This is a genomic window from Nocardia brasiliensis IFM 10847, from assembly GCF_000710915.1.
In the GTDB taxonomy this organism is placed as follows: Bacteria; Actinomycetota; Actinomycetes; order Mycobacteriales; family Mycobacteriaceae; genus Nocardia; species Nocardia brasiliensis_A.
The window spans coordinates 50,924-66,998 of the sequence record NZ_BAUA01000044.1; the positions used below are offsets into that span (position 1 = coordinate 50,924).

General features: G+C 61.2%; 15 protein-coding genes. 14 read left to right on the forward strand and 1 reads right to left on the reverse strand.

Annotated elements, in window-relative coordinates; all coding sequences use genetic code 11:
• The first annotated feature begins 86 nt into the window (after window positions 1–86).
• From NBRGI_RS08835 to NBRGI_RS46250, 14 genes are all read left to right on the forward strand, one after another.
• Window positions 87–827, forward strand: a complete 741-nt coding sequence (locus NBRGI_RS08835) for an ABC transporter permease (RefSeq protein ID WP_228808755.1) — start codon at window positions 87–89, stop codon at window positions 825–827.
• Window positions 828–1,694 (forward strand): MlaE family ABC transporter permease, encoded by an 867-nt coding sequence (locus tag NBRGI_RS08840; RefSeq protein WP_029894378.1) that lies wholly within the window; start codon window positions 828–830, stop codon window positions 1,692–1,694.
• 6 nt (window positions 1,695–1,700) lie between these two features.
• Window positions 1,701–2,756, forward strand: coding sequence for an MlaD family protein (locus NBRGI_RS08845; protein ID WP_081872537.1), 1,056 nt, complete (start codon window positions 1,701–1,703; stop codon window positions 2,754–2,756).
• Window positions 2,753–3,769 carry an MlaD family protein gene (locus tag NBRGI_RS08850; protein ID WP_029894382.1) on the forward strand — a complete coding sequence of 339 codons (1,017 nt, stop codon included), beginning with the start codon at window positions 2,753–2,755 and terminating at the stop codon, window positions 3,767–3,769. Before NBRGI_RS08845 ends, NBRGI_RS08850 begins: the two co-directional genes overlap by 4 nt.
• A complete protein-coding gene (locus NBRGI_RS08855) occupies window positions 3,757–4,797 on the forward strand; it encodes an MlaD family protein (RefSeq protein WP_029894384.1) in 1,041 nt (346 codons plus the stop codon). Before NBRGI_RS08850 ends, NBRGI_RS08855 begins: the two co-directional genes overlap by 13 nt.
• Window positions 4,798–4,799: 2 nt before the next feature.
• The gene (locus tag NBRGI_RS08860; protein WP_158439826.1) at window positions 4,800–5,903 is read left to right on the forward strand and encodes an MlaD family protein; all 1,104 of its coding nucleotides are present in this window, start codon (window positions 4,800–4,802) and stop codon (window positions 5,901–5,903) included.
• Window positions 5,904–5,959: 56 nt separating this feature from the next.
• Window positions 5,960–6,991 (forward strand): MlaD family protein, encoded by a 1,032-nt coding sequence (locus NBRGI_RS08865; protein WP_235204465.1) that lies wholly within the window; start codon window positions 5,960–5,962, stop codon window positions 6,989–6,991.
• Window positions 6,988–7,944: an MlaD family protein gene (locus tag NBRGI_RS08870; RefSeq protein ID WP_029894390.1), complete on the forward strand. Its 957-nt coding sequence runs from the start codon at window positions 6,988–6,990 to the stop codon at window positions 7,942–7,944. Before NBRGI_RS08865 ends, NBRGI_RS08870 begins: the two co-directional genes overlap by 4 nt.
• A gap of 30 nt (window positions 7,945–7,974) precedes the next feature.
• On the forward strand, window positions 7,975–8,607 hold the full coding sequence (locus NBRGI_RS08875; protein WP_228791192.1) for a hypothetical protein: 633 nt from the start codon (window positions 7,975–7,977) through the stop codon (window positions 8,605–8,607).
• A 142-nt stretch (window positions 8,608–8,749) separates the two neighbouring features.
• The gene (locus NBRGI_RS08880; RefSeq protein ID WP_158439828.1) at window positions 8,750–9,547 is read left to right on the forward strand and encodes an alpha/beta fold hydrolase; all 798 of its coding nucleotides are present in this window, start codon (window positions 8,750–8,752) and stop codon (window positions 9,545–9,547) included.
• A gap of 85 nt (window positions 9,548–9,632) precedes the next feature.
• Complete coding sequence (locus NBRGI_RS08885; protein WP_029894395.1) at window positions 9,633–11,270, forward strand: long-chain fatty acid--CoA ligase; 1,638 nt, start codon at window positions 9,633–9,635, stop codon at window positions 11,268–11,270.
• Window positions 11,271–12,247: 977 nt separating this feature from the next.
• The gene (locus NBRGI_RS46245; protein ID WP_148310749.1) at window positions 12,248–12,985 is read left to right on the forward strand and encodes a transposase; all 738 of its coding nucleotides are present in this window, start codon (window positions 12,248–12,250) and stop codon (window positions 12,983–12,985) included.
• Window positions 12,986–13,289: 304 nt separating this feature from the next.
• Window positions 13,290–13,631: a hypothetical protein gene (locus NBRGI_RS48985; RefSeq protein WP_228791194.1), complete on the forward strand. Its 342-nt coding sequence runs from the start codon at window positions 13,290–13,292 to the stop codon at window positions 13,629–13,631.
• Window positions 13,558–14,001: a transposase gene (locus NBRGI_RS46250; RefSeq protein WP_235204471.1), complete on the forward strand. Its 444-nt coding sequence runs from the start codon at window positions 13,558–13,560 to the stop codon at window positions 13,999–14,001. Before NBRGI_RS48985 ends, NBRGI_RS46250 begins: the two co-directional genes overlap by 74 nt.
• 432 nt (window positions 14,002–14,433) lie before the next feature.
• Here NBRGI_RS46250 and NBRGI_RS08905 read toward each other — a convergent pair whose 3' ends face one another.
• Window positions 14,434–16,071, reverse strand: a complete 1,638-nt coding sequence (locus tag NBRGI_RS08905) for an MFS transporter (protein WP_081872547.1) — start codon at window positions 16,069–16,071, stop codon at window positions 14,434–14,436.
• Between the last annotated feature and the right edge of the window lie 4 nt (window positions 16,072–16,075).

The window sequence follows — 16,075 nt, forward strand, 5'->3', positions numbered from 1 at the left end:
GTAGTGAGTTGTCGGCGTCGGCTCAAATAGTTCGGAAGAACCTCTCCGAAACTATTGTTTCGGGGCTGCGAACTTTTGGTCGCACGATGCGGATAGCGTATGCATCCGTGGCCGGAGCCGCGAGCGACATTGCTCGATCGAAGCTCCAGTGGCGTGAGGCGCTATATCAAGCCTGGTACTTGATCACGGTTACCGCACTTCCTGCGATTCTAATGGCCGTGCCGTTCGGGGTTATTGTTTCGGTCCAGGTCGGAAATCTGATCCATCAAATCGGTGCGGATTCTCTGCTCGGTGCCGCTGGAGGTTTGGGGGTAATCAAGCAGGGCGCCCCCATGGCAACGGGATTGTTGCTGGGCGCGGCCGGCGCGGCCGCGATCGCGGCCGACCTGGGCGCACGTAATATTCGTGAAGAGATCGACGCTATGCGAACGATGGGTATCAGTCCCATGCATCGCCTGGTCATTCCTCGGATGGTGGCGATGGTTTTCGTCGCGCCAATGCTCAATGTCCTGATCATCTTCGTGGGAGTGGTAGCGGGGTATGCGGTGGCGATCGGCCCACAGGGAGTGACGCCAGGCAGCTATTGGGGTACCTTCGGATCCTTCACCGTGGTCGCGGATATAGGCGTATCGATTGCCAAGTCCGTGCTATTCGGATTTATCGTGGTCATAATTGCGTGCCAGCGGGGACTCGAGGCCAAAGGCGGTCCGCGTGGGGTCGCGGACGGTGTGAATGCGGCCGTTGTCCTGTCCGTCGTCTCTATCGCCGTCGCTAATCTACTGATCACTCAGTTGGTTGCAATGTTCCTTCCAACAAGGCTGGCATAAATGTCGGAAACGAAACACACCCCGCCGCGGCTGGTGAAGGCACGGCGAACAGCGGCGACGTTCGGGGCGCGTGTCGTGCCTGTGGAGTCGATAGGGTTCGCCCTCGGTTTCGTCTGGCAGGCGTTATCGGCGATCCCGTTCACGCTGAAACGGTATCGAGCGGAGACGATGCGCGCGATCACGGATATGACGTGGGGGCAAGGTTCGATTATCGTTGGTGGTGGAACCGTTCCGATGCTGGTGGTGCTGGGACTGGTCATCGGAGGCTCGGTCGGCGTCGAGTCCTTCGCGACTTTAGACCTCATCAGTATGGGGCCAGTGGCCGGCATTGTCTCGGCCTTCGCCAACACCCGGGAACTAGCCCCCATCGCCGCAGGTGTCGGATTCGCCGCGCAAGCCGGGTGTCGTATAACCGCGCAAATCGGCTCTATGCGGATTTCGGAGGAGATCGACGCCTTAGAATCGCTCGGCCTGCGATCGATACCTTTCGTCGTGACCACCAGGATCATTGCCGGAGCAGTTGCAATCGTTCCGACCTTCCTGATCGCCTTGATCCTCAGCTACGCGGCATGTCGCATGGTGATCGTAGAGCTGCACGGCCAGGCAGCGGGCGTCTACGACCACTATTTCTATCAATTCATCAGTGGCTGGGACGTGACCGCTGCTGTGATCAAGGTTCTTGTGTTCGGAACCGCTGTTATTATGATCCACAGTTATCAAGGGTTTTTCGCCGTCGGTGGGCCTGAAGGTGTCGGAATCGCGTCCGGTCGTGCTGTCCGGGCGAGCTTCGTGGCAATCATCGGCCTCGACATGGTGTTGACCATCTTTTTGTGGGGTGTCAACTCCTCCATCGAATTCACGGGGTGAACGGCGATGTCTCGCTATGAAATGCCGGGCGTATCGACAACAAAACGGTCATCGATTACTGTTGGTGCCCTCGCCATCCTGACGGTTCTGATCGTAGGGGCGACTTGGACGATTTTGACCGAAAACTTGGCCCGCAGCGACAACCGAATGCAAGTGGTGGTGCGTACCGATAAGATCGGAGACGGCATCAATGTGGGAACGCCGGTTCAGTTCGATGGTGTGGAAATCGGTGCCGTCACTGCCATCGGTTCCGGTGGCGGGGCGAAACAGGTGACCTTGATGCTCGATCGAGCAAACTCAGCTGGGCTCACCGACGGTCTTCTCGTCGACTACTCGCCGTCGAATCTCTTCGGCATCAGCGAAGTCGCACTGAAACCGGGAGTTGGGGGAGCGCCTTTGCGAGACGGCGCCGTTATCGACCTGACGGGCCCGCGATCGGACAGGCAGCGAGATGCGACGATGGGCGTACTGATTCGCACCGTCGCCGAGACATCGGGGAACCTCCTCACTCCGGAATTGACCGAAGTACTGGTGCGGGTCGCCACGACGGCTCGACAGTTCACGCCGCTCATGGAGGTAATCGTGGTGTCCGGCCGGAACATCGCTGAGACGCAGACGATGTCAGTTTCGGATCTGCTGGATCAGTACGGCTCGATGCTTGTCGGCAGCGCATCAATGGTCGACGGGACCGTCGGCCTGATACATCGGCTCACCACAATCGAGATCTTGAACAACCAGCGCGAGTTGTTCGACGCAACGGTCAGTGTTGTAGGGCAACGGTTCTTCCCCGCCCTCGCGGAAACGCTATTTACGGCGCAGGGATACCTCTCGGAGTACGCGGTGATGCTCACGCCGATTCTCTCGGCGGCCAGCCGAATGGTATCCACGCCTGGAGTCTCCAGCGCGCAGCTCTCCGAGATCCTGTCGCGGTTGGATCGGTCGTTCACGTCGACTCCGGAAGGCACGGCTCTGAATGTCAGGTTCGTTCTCGATTTGATTCCGGGTCTCACGGCGTCGTTGCCGGGAACCTTCACTTCGACACCATCCGGAGGTAGTCGATGAACAGGCAAGGCCGGCTGTTGGCGGTCGCGGCGAAGCTCACAGTTTCCGTGGCCGTGATCGCAGTGCTGCTGACCGTCATCGTGCAGACAGTACAGCGCCCGGTGTCCGGGGGTACGAAGGAGTTTTCGGCGGTATTCGTCGATGCGAACGGCCTGAAAGCCGGAGACGATGTCCGAATGAACGGTGTCCGCGTAGGTAAGGTGCGTTCGATCTCGCTCGACGATGGTCATGCGGTCGTAACGTTCGTAGTCCAACGTGGTCGGCATTTGTACGAGAACACCGTATTCGCGATTCGTTATCAGAGTCTGGTAGGCCAGCGATATGTTGACGTTCAACAAACCTCGCCAGTGTCTGACGAGATAGCGGAGGGGAGCAGGATCGATGCTTCCAGAACCATTCCATCATTCGACATAACGGCGCTGTTCAACGGGCTGGAACCGGTGTTAACGGAGCTGTCTCCGGCGGCGGTCAACAAATTCGCTGCGAATATGATCGCTGTAATAGAGGGAGACGGTTCTGGGATCGGTTCGGTTCTCGACTCCATCGAGGCTCTGTCCAGCTATGCGCTGGACAGGCAGACGGTGATAACTGCGCTAGTTGCAAATCTCAAAAGGATATCCGACCACCTTGGCGGTCGCTCCTCGCATCTGGTGCAGCTTGTTGCGGAGCTGTCAGTGGTTGTCTCCACGCTGCGCAGCAAGGTGGATGGAATCGTCGAATTCGCCCTTATGGCACCTGATGTCATCGCACCGCTGAACAGTCTTCTCGGCGCGATTGGGTTGACGACCGGTAGCAACCCGGACGCTGATGCTCTGCTGCGAGCGGCGTTTCCGGACCCCCAGCATGCGATCGAAGTGCTTCGAAAACTGCCGGCTCTGCTTCAGGCCTTGAATGGTTGGATTCCGTCCAACGGACCGGTCGTAAACCGCAATTGTTCGAACGGCAATGCTGCGAGCCCAGAACCGTTCCAGGTGCTGATCACCGGACAAAGGATATCGATATGCAAACGGTGAAAAACAAACTCCTCGGCGTTGCCCGGAGTTTTGCTGGGCGACGGGCGGGGGTCGCCTCGTCACGTGCGGTTCGAGAATTTCGCTGGGGTGTGGTCGGAGCCTTGCTGATGGGTGTGGCACTTCTCGCTAGTGCACTGGTGTACGTGATACCGCTCGGCAAGTCAACATACTGGGCAGAGATGTCGGAGCTCGGGTCGATTAAAGTCGGCGACGACGTCCGTATCGCGGGTGTACCAGTCGGTTCCGTGAGGTCCATTGAACTGGGTCGGCGGAACGTCCGAATGAGCTTCGCCATCGACCATGACATATTCATCGGCGACCAAACAAGTCTTGAAATCCGAATGTTGACTATCATCGGCGGGCACTATATCGCTCTGACGCCAGCAGGGAATTCATTCCTCCGCTCCCCAATTCCTTCCGACAGAGTTCGTCTCCCTTACAGCCTCGGCAGGACCTTTCAGGACGCTGTGCAGCCCATCGGGGACATTGACGGGGAGACATTGCGGAAGAACCTGACGAGCATGAACCGTGCGATCGTTTCCGGACCGTCCGGAATTCACCGAGCGGTCGATGCGTTCGCGTCGCTCGTCGACATTCTCGACCGCCAGAACCGTGATGTGTCGGACACGCTCGCGATGGCCGACGAGTATATCGGTGCGATCAACAATTCGAAGGCGATGCTCGGGGAGTTGATCGCGAGTGTCAACCTGATGGAGACAGTGGGGCTCGACAAGCAGGCCGAGATCTTCGAAGCCGTCCGACTCATGGAACAGCTTCTGTCCCGTATCGCGGCGTTGGAGCCGGTGTACCGGTCGAGGTTGGAATCCGTCGCCCGAAGTCTGGCCGATGTCATACCCGAACTGAACCGTCTCGGTGAAGGGATGGGGCAGATCGTCACGAGCACTCGCGACCTGCTGTCGCGGCTGCAGCCGATCGCTTCTTCGGAAGAAGGCATCGTTGTCGACCAATCCGCATCGGTCGTTATGGCGCAGTCGGTATGTATCCCTGTTCCCGGAAAGGATTGCTGAGGATGAACAGGCTACTGGCGTCCCGGGGGCTTGCGTCCGTCCTTGGCGCCGGCGTTGTGTGCACAATTCTGATCGTCGGGTACTTCGCGATGATAGATCCGCCCAAGAAGATGCGTGGCTACTGCGCGACCATGCCGGATGCGATTGGTTTGTATACCGGAAACCATGTCACCAAGCGCGGCGTCAGAGTTGGTACGGTGACTCGCATCGAACCGCGTGGCGACGCAGTACAGGTCGATTTCGAGGTAGATGTGAGCTATTCACCGCGGGGTGAGGTGTCGGCCACCACCGTTTCGGACACCATCGTTGCGGATCGCTCCCTCGCGATACTCGACGACAGCGAATCTGACGTCGAATGGGATTCCCGGCAGTGCATCTCCCGTACTTTGACGCCGAAGAGCATGACACAGACCCTCGATGCGCTGGGGGACCTTGCGGACGAAATCAGTAATGGAAATGATCCGGCACAGCGAGGGCAACTATCCGATGAGATCGCCGCACTCGATGCCTCGTTGTCCGGCACCGGTCCGAGAATGAACGAAATAATTCTCAAACTCGGTCGGGCGCTCGATTCTCCCCATGCCGCGATCGGGCACATCGGAGCACTCATCGATTCGCTGCACACACTGACGGATAGCGTCGCCCGCGGATGGGGAGATATCAAGGCCATGATCACCCGTCTGGCACCAGGCCTGGAGGTGATCGATCACGGCATCTTCGAGCGCACGGTCTCGATCATCGATTCCTTGCGAATCATCGTGCCGTGGCTAAACGAAATCACCACCATGTTCGGCGACCAAATCCTTCAAGTGCTCGACGCGACCGTCCCTCTGGCTCGCCTCGCCAGCGCGAATGTCGGCACAATGAAGGAGATTATCGACATGGCACCGCCGCTGGTGCAAGCCTTCCAGAACGTGACCGACGCGAACAGCGGTCGACCTGTGCTGACGTACGCGCCGCCGCGGGTGGCGTTGCCGCAAGCGGATGCCGATCGAGTATGTGCCGCGATCGATCTTGTCGCACCCGGCCGATGCGGCACCGCCGCGGATGGTTTGGCGCATGTGTCACTGCTTCCTCTGGTACTCGGAATGGCAGGAGCGCGGTGATGACTCTGCGAATACACGCGGTAGCGAGAACTCCCCGCGCAGGCCTGGCTCGATTGGTGGCCGCGGCCGCTGTGGCGCTTGTGGGCATGGTTTCCGGGTGCGGATTCGATCCGGCCGCGATTTCTGTCCCAGGGACTGGGATATCAGGGGAGCGGTATCGGATCCGAATCGAGTTCGCCAACACGCTGAACCTGCCGTCACAAGCGACAGTGACGGTCGACGGTCTGCACGCCGGAATTGTGCGTGATGTCACGCTGATCGACGCCGGGAAGGAAAACGACGGATATGTCGTGGTCGATGTGGAGATGATGGCGTCGGTTCGACTGCCTGTCGGCACCACAGCTGAGCTCCGCCAACCGACCATTCTAGGGGACGTCTCCGTCGCGCTGATCACGCCGGCGGCCGGCGGCGACGGCGTCATCGCACCCGGCGCCACTATCGGGCGAGCCCAGACGAAGCCATTGCTGCAGGTGGAGGACACCATGAATGTCCTGGCAACTTTCGTCCAAGGGGGAGCAATACAGCAAGCCCAGGAAATCATCAACCGGGTGAACTCGGTTCTGCCGACGGACACACGGCAGACCGCCTCGATCTCGGAGGTACTGGGTACGGATATCGAAGACTTGGCAGAACATCTGGATGCCGTCGACGCATTGCTCGGTGGACTGCGGGCGAGTACCGATGTCGTCCTGAGCAGAACACCTGAGTTGGAGTATCTGCTCACCGATTCCGGAGTGGACCAGGCGGCTGCGTCGATGACATCGATGATCGGGTTGATCACGCTGTACGACGGGTTCAAACTGCTGACAGATTCCCTTCGATGGATCGGCCCACTTGCGCAATCGGGCGACGCGGCCGCCCGTGCCTTCGTACCGCTGTTGTTCACGTCTCGTCCTCTGGATCTGTCGGCCCCATCGAATTTCAACAAGATCGTGGCGATATTACGTGACAAGGTCATTCCGTTCGTGGAGCATGGACCAAAGATCAATATTACAGGAATCGAAGCCGCCGAAGGCTCGTCGGTATCCGAAGTCGATCGGATCGACGGGATTCTTTCGGCGTTGCGGATGATCGGAGCGGTGCGGTGAAATCGAGTTCGGCACTGTCTCTCGCCGCGATCGTATTGGTATTGATTCTAGGGATCGGGTATCTGACATTCGGTGTATTACGAGTAGACTTCTTCGGTAGCCGGATTCATGTGACGATGATTCTTCCCCGGGCTGGAAGTCTGCTATCGGGTTCACCTGTACTGCTGCGTGGTGTGAAGGTGGGGGAGATTGCATCGATCGATAAAGTCGAACGCGGTGTCGAATTGGAACTCGATATCGACTCGAGGTACAGAATTCCCGCTGCAAGAACCGCGAGTGTTGAGGACTTGTCGGGGCTCGGGGAACCTTATATCGAGTTCGTACCGAAAAACGATTCCGGCCCCTACCTGACGGATGGCCAGCGTATCGATGCGGTTCAAGTGTCGCTGCCGCGCTCCATACCGGACGTGGCGCAGACTGTCACTGGACTGCTCGAACAACTGAATCCACAGGCGATCAGCAATATCGTCAAGACCTTGGATCGGGCGCTGTCGGGAACGGAAGAGATTATGCCGAGGCTAGCAGCGTCGACGACACTGCTGTCGGAGACGATCCTGAGCAGGTCGCCCGCGATCCGCGGCATCCTCGCCAATTTGCAGACGATGGGTGCTGATATGGCTTGGGCCGGGCCGGGGATGGCCGCCGCCGGTCCCCTGTGGGAGGAGGCAGGAGCGTGGGGCGCTCTCATCGCCGATGCCATCGCCCGGCTGGCGCGAATAGGAAACATGCCGGACGACTACGTGCAGGGCAACGGCATCGTCCCCTTTCTGAGCAACGTCGCGGACTATCTCGGTCGCATCGGACCCGACCTGCGGAATCTGGCACCAGCTGTTCAGCCGTTGGCGGATAGTGCGAAGACATCCATGCCACAAATAGACATCAGCGATCTCATAGCACGTGCTCTCAGCGTCACCGGGGAGGACGCGTTGCATGTGCGTATCGGCATCAAATAGATCGGAAAATTCGAACCAAATGAGGACGCCATGCCACTAGAAACTGCTGACAAAATCGACGGCCACGCCGAAACCGAACCCGCAGGGTCGGATGCGCGTCAGGCGACAGAAGCAGCCGAGCAAACCCGGAACGGTCCGGAGAGAACCGTATCGGTAGGCTTGCGTTCCGTTGTTGTCGGGGCGCTGGTCGCGCTACTTGTCGTAGTCATGGCCGCTACCATTCTGCTGTGGCTCACTGCGAGGAATCAGTTGCGGGAAAGGGACGCCATAGCAGCGGCGGAGAAGCAAGCGGAGAAAGTCGCCTCCGAATACGCCGTCGGCGCATCGAACATCGACTATCAGAATTTCGATGATTGGGTACGCAATCTGAAATCAAACACTTCTCCAGCTCTGGCGAACAAGTTCGAGCTCACCGCCCCGCAGCTCAAGGAAATTGTGCTGCCGCTGAAGTGGACTTCCAATGCAACTCCCATCGCTGCGGCGGTTAAGTCGGAGGATGCGGGTGTTTACGTTGTGAATGTGTTTCTGAGTGTGACATCGACCAGTGCTCAGACGCCGGAGGGTGCGCAAACAACCGTTACTTACACCGTGACGCTGGACAAGAACGCAGATTGGAAGGTCACAGATGTCGGCGGCATCGACACGGCCCTCCCCGCCAAATAGGCCGGGCGATACGGCCGCGCGGCAAGGAACTGAACGAATGACCTCGATATCGACAACCGTTACACCCCCTCGAAGGTACATGCTCCACCGAGACGATGGGCCGACGTTGCAGATTGTCGAATGGGGCTCGACGACCCCCAGGGTGACGATCGTCCTGGCACACGGATTGGCACTGTCGCACGAGAGTTGGGAGGACGTCGCACAACTCGTCGTCACCGCGGATCCCACCGTACGTGTGCTCGCCTACGACCATCGGGGACACGGGGAGTCGCAATCTGCTCCAGCCAACCTCGAACTGCTGGCCGACGATCTCGCGGCAGTCGTCTCTGCATTCGCGCCGACCGGGCCGATCGTGCTCGGCGGGCATTCCATGGGCGGAATGACATTGATGGCGTTGGCCGAACGCCACTGCGCAATCCTCGGAGCGCGGGTAATTGGCGTCGCGTTCGTGGCGACCGCGGCCGGAGATGTCCTCGGGCGACTGATGCGCCGCAGAATCTGGTCGCGGTTGGTGTCGCTCGCTTTGACCGCAGCACCGCTTCTCCTGATCCCCTCCCGGCCGCTGCTCATCGTACGACAGCTGACGCGTGCCGTCTTGTTCGGGGCCCGGCCGTACCGCCATGACCTGAACCGAGCGGTGGGCCAGCTGGCGAGAAGTGATTCTCGCAGCGTCGCAGAGCTGACTCGTTCGATTCTTTCCCATGATCGCTACTTATCACTAGAGCGATTCGCCTGCCGCGTTGTCGTGCTGGCGGGATCGCGAGATCTTCTGACTCCCGCCTATCACGCTCGCGCGATCCACCGGCGCGTACCATGTAGCCACTTGGTCATCTTCCAGCAATCCGGGCACTACCTGCCTTATGAACGCCGCGGTGAGATTGCGGCCCACCTTCTGGGACTGACGCTGCAAATGGCGCACTCGGGGAGCGACGTCGCATAACGGCACCGGGATGTCAAGGAAAGACCACGTCGAAAGTGGGACTTCAGATGCTGAGCACAATGAATTACTGCAGGGAGAGTTTCTGATGTTGAGCACTATGCAGGACGAACCGCTGTCGCTGGCAACACTGCTGCGGTACGCCTCGACCTTCCAGGGCGACAGCACGGTGTCCACGTGGACAGGTGACGGTGTGCGCACCGTCACCTACCGCGAACTGGGCACTGATTCCGCCAGGCTGGCGAACGCGTTGCGCGGGCTGGGGATCGAAGAGGGCGACCGCGTCGGCACATTCATGTGGAACAACAACGAGCATATGGTCGCCTACATCGCGGTGCCCGCGATGGGGGCGGTGCTGCACGCCCTCAACATCCGGCTCTTCCCCGAGCAGTTGGTCTTCGTAGCGAATCACGCCGAGGACAAGGTTGTGATCGTCGACGGCTCGCTGCTGCCACTGTTCGCCCAATACCTGCCGAGCCTGAAGACGGTCCGGCACGTGATCGTCACCAATGGTGACGCCTCGACAGTGCAGGCGCCCCAAGGTGTACAGGTGCACTCCTATGTCGAACTACTCGCTGGACAGCCGGACAACTACGACTTCCCGGTGATTGATGAACGATCCGCCGCCGCAATGTGTTACACCTCTGGCACCACTGGTGATCCGAAAGGCGTCGTCTACTCGCACCGCTCCAGTTGGCTGCACGCCATGCAGGTCGGCTCGTCGAACGGCATGGGCCTGCTAGGCTCCGACACAGTTCTTGTGATCGTCCCGCAGTTCCACGCGAATGCGTGGGGACTGCCGTACGGGGCCTTGATGTCCGGCGCGAGCCTGCTCATGCCAGATCGCTTCCTGCAGCCGGAGCCGCTGCTGGCAATGATGGCGTCGGAGAAGCCGACCTTTGCCGCAGCGGTGCCGGCCATCTGGGGCGGTGTGCTCGCCGGACTCGAAACGCAGCCGCAGGACATCTCGCACCTACGCTCGGTCGCGATGGGTGGGGCGGCTGTGCCGCCGTCGATGATGCGGGCTTTTCAAGAGAAGCACGGTGTGCGGATTCTGCAGGCGTGGGGGATGACCGAAACCTCGCCGTTGGGTAGCGTCGCGTACCCGCCCGGCGGGGTAACCGGTGAGGAGGAGTGGGCCTACCGCTACACCCAGGGCCGCTTCCCGGCCAGTGTACAGGCCAGATTGGTCGCCGACGACGGTTCCGTGGTCCCCAATGACGGACAGTCGATGGGCGAGTTGGAGGTTCGCGGCCCGTGGATCACCGGGTCGTACTACTCGCAGGATGGCACGGTGATCGACCGGGACAAGTTCCACGACGGCTGGCTGCGGACTGGTGATGTCGGCAAGGTCACTCCGAATGGCTACTTGACCCTGGTGGACCGGTCCAAGGACGTGATCAAGTCCGGCGGCGAGTGGATTTCGTCGGTGGATCTGGAGAACGCGGTGATGGGTCACCCGGCCGTGGCTGAGGCGGCGGTCATCGGCGTGCCGGACGAGAAATGGGACGAGCGCCCGCTGGCAGCCGTCGTGCTGAAGGAAGGCTCCGAGGCCAAGCCCGAGGAACTGCGCAATTTCATCGCCGACAAGTTCGCAAGATGGCAGCTCCCGGAACGCTGGACGTTCATAGCCGAGGTGCCCAAGACCAGCGTAGGCAAGTTCGACAAGAAGCGCCTGCGCGCTCAGTACGCCGATGGCGCCCTGGCGGTCACGACCTTGTCCTGAATGCCTCCGTCTTCGAATCCGCGACTCGTCCAGTGCCCGGAGATGGGTGCCCCGGCCCATTGTCCGATGCTGGGCGGTCCGGAACATATTCGTCCGCTCGCGGGGTGCATGAGGGGCGCCCCGCGGCGACGAATGCCGTGGTACGCGACTCGCTTCCGAGCACAGATTTCGAGTGTGGAGTTGAGATGGTCACGCAGGACCCGCCGCGAATCGCCCGTCGTAGACGATCAACCACCGAGACGGCCTGGCAGCACCTCAACTCCGGGCCCCCGGTCATTTGCACCGGCACCGAGCATCAGTCGGTGCGCACAGTGATTCGCCCGTAATGGTCGATTCGTGCATGGGCCGTTCCCCGGCTCTCTACTTGTTGTCCGGAATGGTTTGAGCGCAGCCGATTACGCCGCGGGATATTCACCGAAGGTGACCGCGTGGGCGCCGATCCGTCGGCGACATCGAAGGCTTGGACTCGGGCCCGTAGCTCGGCCGCCAAGGACATCTCGGGCACCGGCACCAGGGATTACGCCTGTGCCGACTCGCTGCCGGCCTCGATGCGGATCAGTGGTTTACGATCACGCCCGTAACGGTGCGCACGGTGGAAGACCCGTATCTTGGTGTGGCGTTGCTCGCCTGGCACGTCCAGATCCGTACGCAACGTTCCATCGATCACCGACTTGAACCAGTCGAGCTTGGAATTCTTGCCGGATAGTCCTTGCGCGCCCCGGGCCATACCGAGGCGGACGGCCCTGTCGATCGTGTCGCGGCCGATCTGACATCTACGTTTGGACCGCGAGCCTTGGAACTCCCGTGCGAAGATCGCGGCGGATCGCCGCGTACAACTCGACCTTCTGTCGCTTCCGGTCCAATACTGGATCGGGCACGGTTTGCGGATGCTGCTGGTGATCTAGGGTTTCGGCACTGGTGACCATGCATTGACAGGTGCTACCTCTTGGGTAGGGCGTGTATGTGTGGACGGGGTGATGGTCATGGCGATGGGTCATGGATGCGGTGGAACGATCCCGGTGGAGACGGTTCGCACGGCCTGGGCCGCCAATCCGGGTGGGACACCGGCAATGTGGATTCGAGATCGGCTCGACGGGGTGTTCCTGGATTCCGATTTCGCTGATAGATATCCGGCCGACGGGAGATCGGGTCTGTCACCGGCGTGGTTGGCGTTGGTGTCGGTGCTTCAGTTCGCCGAGAACTTGACTGACCGCCAAGCTGCCCATGCGGTGGTGTGCCGGATCGACTGGAATTACGCCCTCGGGATGGAGTTGGACGGAGCGGGTTTCGATCACACGGTGTTGTGCGGGTTTCGTGAGCGCATGGTCCAAGGCGATCGAGCGGATCGGTTGCTGGCGGTGATGGTCGAGCGTCTGGCCGCGGCTGGGCTCGTCAATCCCCGTGGTCGCCAGCGCACCGATTCCACTCACGTGCTGACTGCGGTGCGCACGCTGTCACGGTTGGAGCGGATCGGCGAGACGCGGCGGGCGGCATTGGTCGAAATCGCCGGCGCGGCACCGGAATGGCTGTCGGAGATCATGGACCCGGAAATGGGGAGCAGCGCTACGCCTCCCGATCCGCTACGACCGGCTGCCACGCGGGACCGATGCCAAGCGCGCCTGGGTTCTGACCGTCGGCGCCGACGGGGTCGAGCTGTTACGAGCTCTCGCGGGCCCGGACGTCCCGAAACGGCTGCGCCAGGGGACGCAGGCTGAAATCTTGCGGCAAGTGTGGGTTCAGCAGTTTTGGTTCGACAGCGCCGGTCAGCTGCGATGGCGGGACGCGAAACAGACCAAGGACCGCCGAAGCCGCCGGTCGGCGCCCAGGCGATCGAGATCGGCCGCGACGGGGTCGCCGGACCCGACCTCGGAGCAAGTGCCCTGGTCGGGGACCGAAATCGTCTCCCCGCATGATCCCGAGGCTCGTTTCTGCCATCGCCCGGGAAAGGCCCAGTGGATCGGCTACAAGGTCCACTAGACCGAAACCTGCGACGACGACCTGCCCCATATGATCGTGCACGTGTTGACCACCACGGCCCCCGAGCAGGACGTCCACGCCCTCGACCCCATCCACACGGCGCTGGCCGACCAGAAACTCTTGCCCGGCGAGCATCTGGTCGACGCCGGCTACATCACTCCGCAGGTCATCCATCACCCCGCCACCGAGCATGCCGTCACCGTGATCGGGCCGGTCCGCGAAGATCCCCGCGCCAGCGAACATCCCGGCTTCACCAAGGAAGACTTCGTCATCGACCGGCAGGCCCGCACCCGCCACCTGCCCGCAAGGAATCACCAGCCCGCCCTGGAAACCCACCGTCGCCGACCAGCGCCCCGCCATCTCGGTGCTGTTCCGCCGTGGTGAATGCCGCGACTGCACCATGCGCCGCCAGTGCACCGGCAACGTCGACGACAAGGGCAGGCACCTGCTACTACTGCCCGGGCCACTGCAGAAGATCCAGTCCCACGCCAGGGTCGAGCAGAAAACCCCTGCCTGGCAACAGAAATACGCTGCACGCGCCGGATGCGAGGCAACCGTGTCTGAAACCATCCATGCCCACGGCCTGCGCCGATGCCGCTACCGCGGCCTGGCCCGAACACACGTCCAGCATGTCCTCACCGCCGCCGGAACCGACCTCATCCGCCTCAGTAAACATCCGAACAGACTGAAACCCAAGCCTCCCAGACGATTCCATCAACTCTCCCTCACCAGACCGATCTCACGGATCGCCTGAGATCACCAGCAGCCGAAATTCGTGCCAGATCCACAGTTGGGCCGGAGTTGACACCTTCGAGATTTATGCCGGTAACCACGCCGGAGATACCGCTTAGAGCCACCGACGAGGCCATCACCGCCTACAAAGCCGCACTGCCCACCCTCGCTCGACCCGTCTGAAACCACCCCTGGCGCGACGCACACGAGCCTGTGACATGCGAAAAGTTCCCGAATCGCATTCGGCCCCGAGGATTCCCGCAGGTCGAATTCCGTGAATACGTGTCAACCCGCCGAGGTTGTTCGTTCCAGTCCCATCGGGCAGCACAGGTCCTGCGCCAGCGCCCGAGAAGCCACACCTAGTTCGTCAAGGAGGCCGTTTCACCCAGGGCAGCCGTTCTTTAGCACGTCCTGAGCTGGAACGATATGAACGACTTCGGATGGTACGTTCGGTTTACTGTTGCGCCGGTTCAGTGATCGACGCCGACTCCGATCGATCCGTTCGAGTGGCGCGCATACGCCAGGGTCGTCGCAGATGAAATCGACCGCATTGACGGATGCGACGGAACCTGCTGCTGCCTCCGGTGCTTGGGCGTCCGGGTGACAGTGGGATGAGGATCAGCGCGCCGGCAAGGCTGATTACGGCCAGGGCGAACGCCGACCGTTCCACTCCATCCCAGAAGGCGGCCTTCGCATAGTCGGCGAGAGGCTTCCCCACAGCACCCGCGCGTTCAGCGACTTCGAGTGCACCGGCCAGGGAGCTGCGGACGGGAGCGCGAGCAGGCTCAGGAAGGCGGTACAAGACTTCGCCGATTCTCGACGAGTAGTTCGCCGACAGGATGCTGCCAGCGACGGCGATACCGACGGCCGCGCCGATTTCCCGAGTCGCGTCGTTGACAGCAGCCGACACCCCGTGCTTCTCCAACGGTGTGTCGAGCATGATCGCGTTGGTGGCGGGGGCGGCCGACATGCCCAGGCCAGCGCTCATGATCAGCAGAGGTGAGAGCACGTCGAGGTAGGACGAACCGGAGTCGAGGTGTTGGAGGGCTAACAAGCCGATGGCGATGGTCAGAAGCCCGGTCGTGGTCGTCAACCGGAGCCCCACCCGCGCCGCGATCATCGGTGAGACGAGCGACATCGCGATGAGCGGAGCGACCATCGGGGCAAGTGCCAGGGCCGAGTGCAGGGGCGTGAATCCCAAGATGAGCTGGAAATGCTGTACCAGCAGGAACATCACGCCGAAAGTTACGAGGAACTGGATGGTTATCGACAGCGCACCGCTCGAGAAGCCCCGGCGGCGGAAGAGCCGTACGTCCAGCAACGGGTGCTCGGCACGGAGTTCAGTGACGATGAAGGCAGCGACGCTCACCGCTCCGACCGCTCCCATGGCGAACACCCAGCCATCAGTCCAACCGCGCGATGGAGCCTCGATGATGGCGAATACCGCCGTACCGATGGCGAGTACCACCAAGAACATGCCGCGAACTTCCAGCTGTGGGCGTTCGATGTCATGAGAATCGGGGACGGTGAAGCCCAGAACCAGCAGCAGCAGTGCGACGAGGGTCAGGCCGACGAAGATCGAGTGCCATGACCAGCGAGTAAGGAGCAGACCGGATCCAACCATGCCGATCACTCCGCCCGAACCGGCGATACCTGCCCATACTCCGACCGCGTACTCCCGTTTGTTCATCGGTAGGTTGGCGGTCAGAAGCGACAGAGTCGCCGGCATGACGAGGGCGGCTCCCACGCCCGCCACCGCTCTGGACAGCATGAGCCATACTGGGGCATCGACCAACACTGGTACCAGGGAAGCGGCCGCGAATACGGCCAGTCCCACGGTCAAAACGCGTCGACGGCCGTATCTATCGCCCATCGCGCCCCCGGGCAACACCAGGCAGGCAAGCGCCAGCGTATATCCATCGACTATCCAGGTGAGCGCATTCTGGTCAGCTCCGGTGTCCAGCGCGATAGCGGGGAGCGCGGTGTAGAGCGCTGCCATGGCGGCGACAACCAGAGCCACCGCGGCGCAGGTCACCGTCATCGTCCAGGCCGCAGATCGTCGGGCGGCGAGTCGGTCTCCAAGACGGATCATGTCG

Coding starts and splice junctions, on each gene's coding strand:
- NBRGI_RS08835 (WP_228808755.1), top strand. CDS start 87: ATGCGGATAGCGTATGCATCCGTGGCCGGAGCCGCGAGCGACATTGCT.
- NBRGI_RS08840 (WP_029894378.1), top strand. CDS start 828: ATGTCGGAAACGAAACACACCCCGCCGCGGCTGGTGAAGGCACGGCGA.
- NBRGI_RS08845 (WP_081872537.1), top strand. CDS start 1,701: ATGTCTCGCTATGAAATGCCGGGCGTATCGACAACAAAACGGTCATCG.
- NBRGI_RS08850 (WP_029894382.1), top strand. CDS start 2,753: ATGAACAGGCAAGGCCGGCTGTTGGCGGTCGCGGCGAAGCTCACAGTT.
- NBRGI_RS08855 (WP_029894384.1), top strand. CDS start 3,757: ATGCAAACGGTGAAAAACAAACTCCTCGGCGTTGCCCGGAGTTTTGCT.
- NBRGI_RS08860 (WP_158439826.1), top strand. CDS start 4,800: ATGAACAGGCTACTGGCGTCCCGGGGGCTTGCGTCCGTCCTTGGCGCC.
- NBRGI_RS08875 (WP_228791192.1), top strand. CDS start 7,975: ATGCCACTAGAAACTGCTGACAAAATCGACGGCCACGCCGAAACCGAA.
- NBRGI_RS08885 (WP_029894395.1), top strand. CDS start 9,633: ATGTTGAGCACTATGCAGGACGAACCGCTGTCGCTGGCAACACTGCTG.
- NBRGI_RS46245 (WP_148310749.1), top strand. CDS start 12,248: ATGGTCATGGCGATGGGTCATGGATGCGGTGGAACGATCCCGGTGGAG.
- NBRGI_RS08905 (WP_081872547.1), bottom strand. CDS start 16,071: ATGATCCGTCTTGGAGACCGACTCGCCGCCCGACGATCTGCGGCCTGG.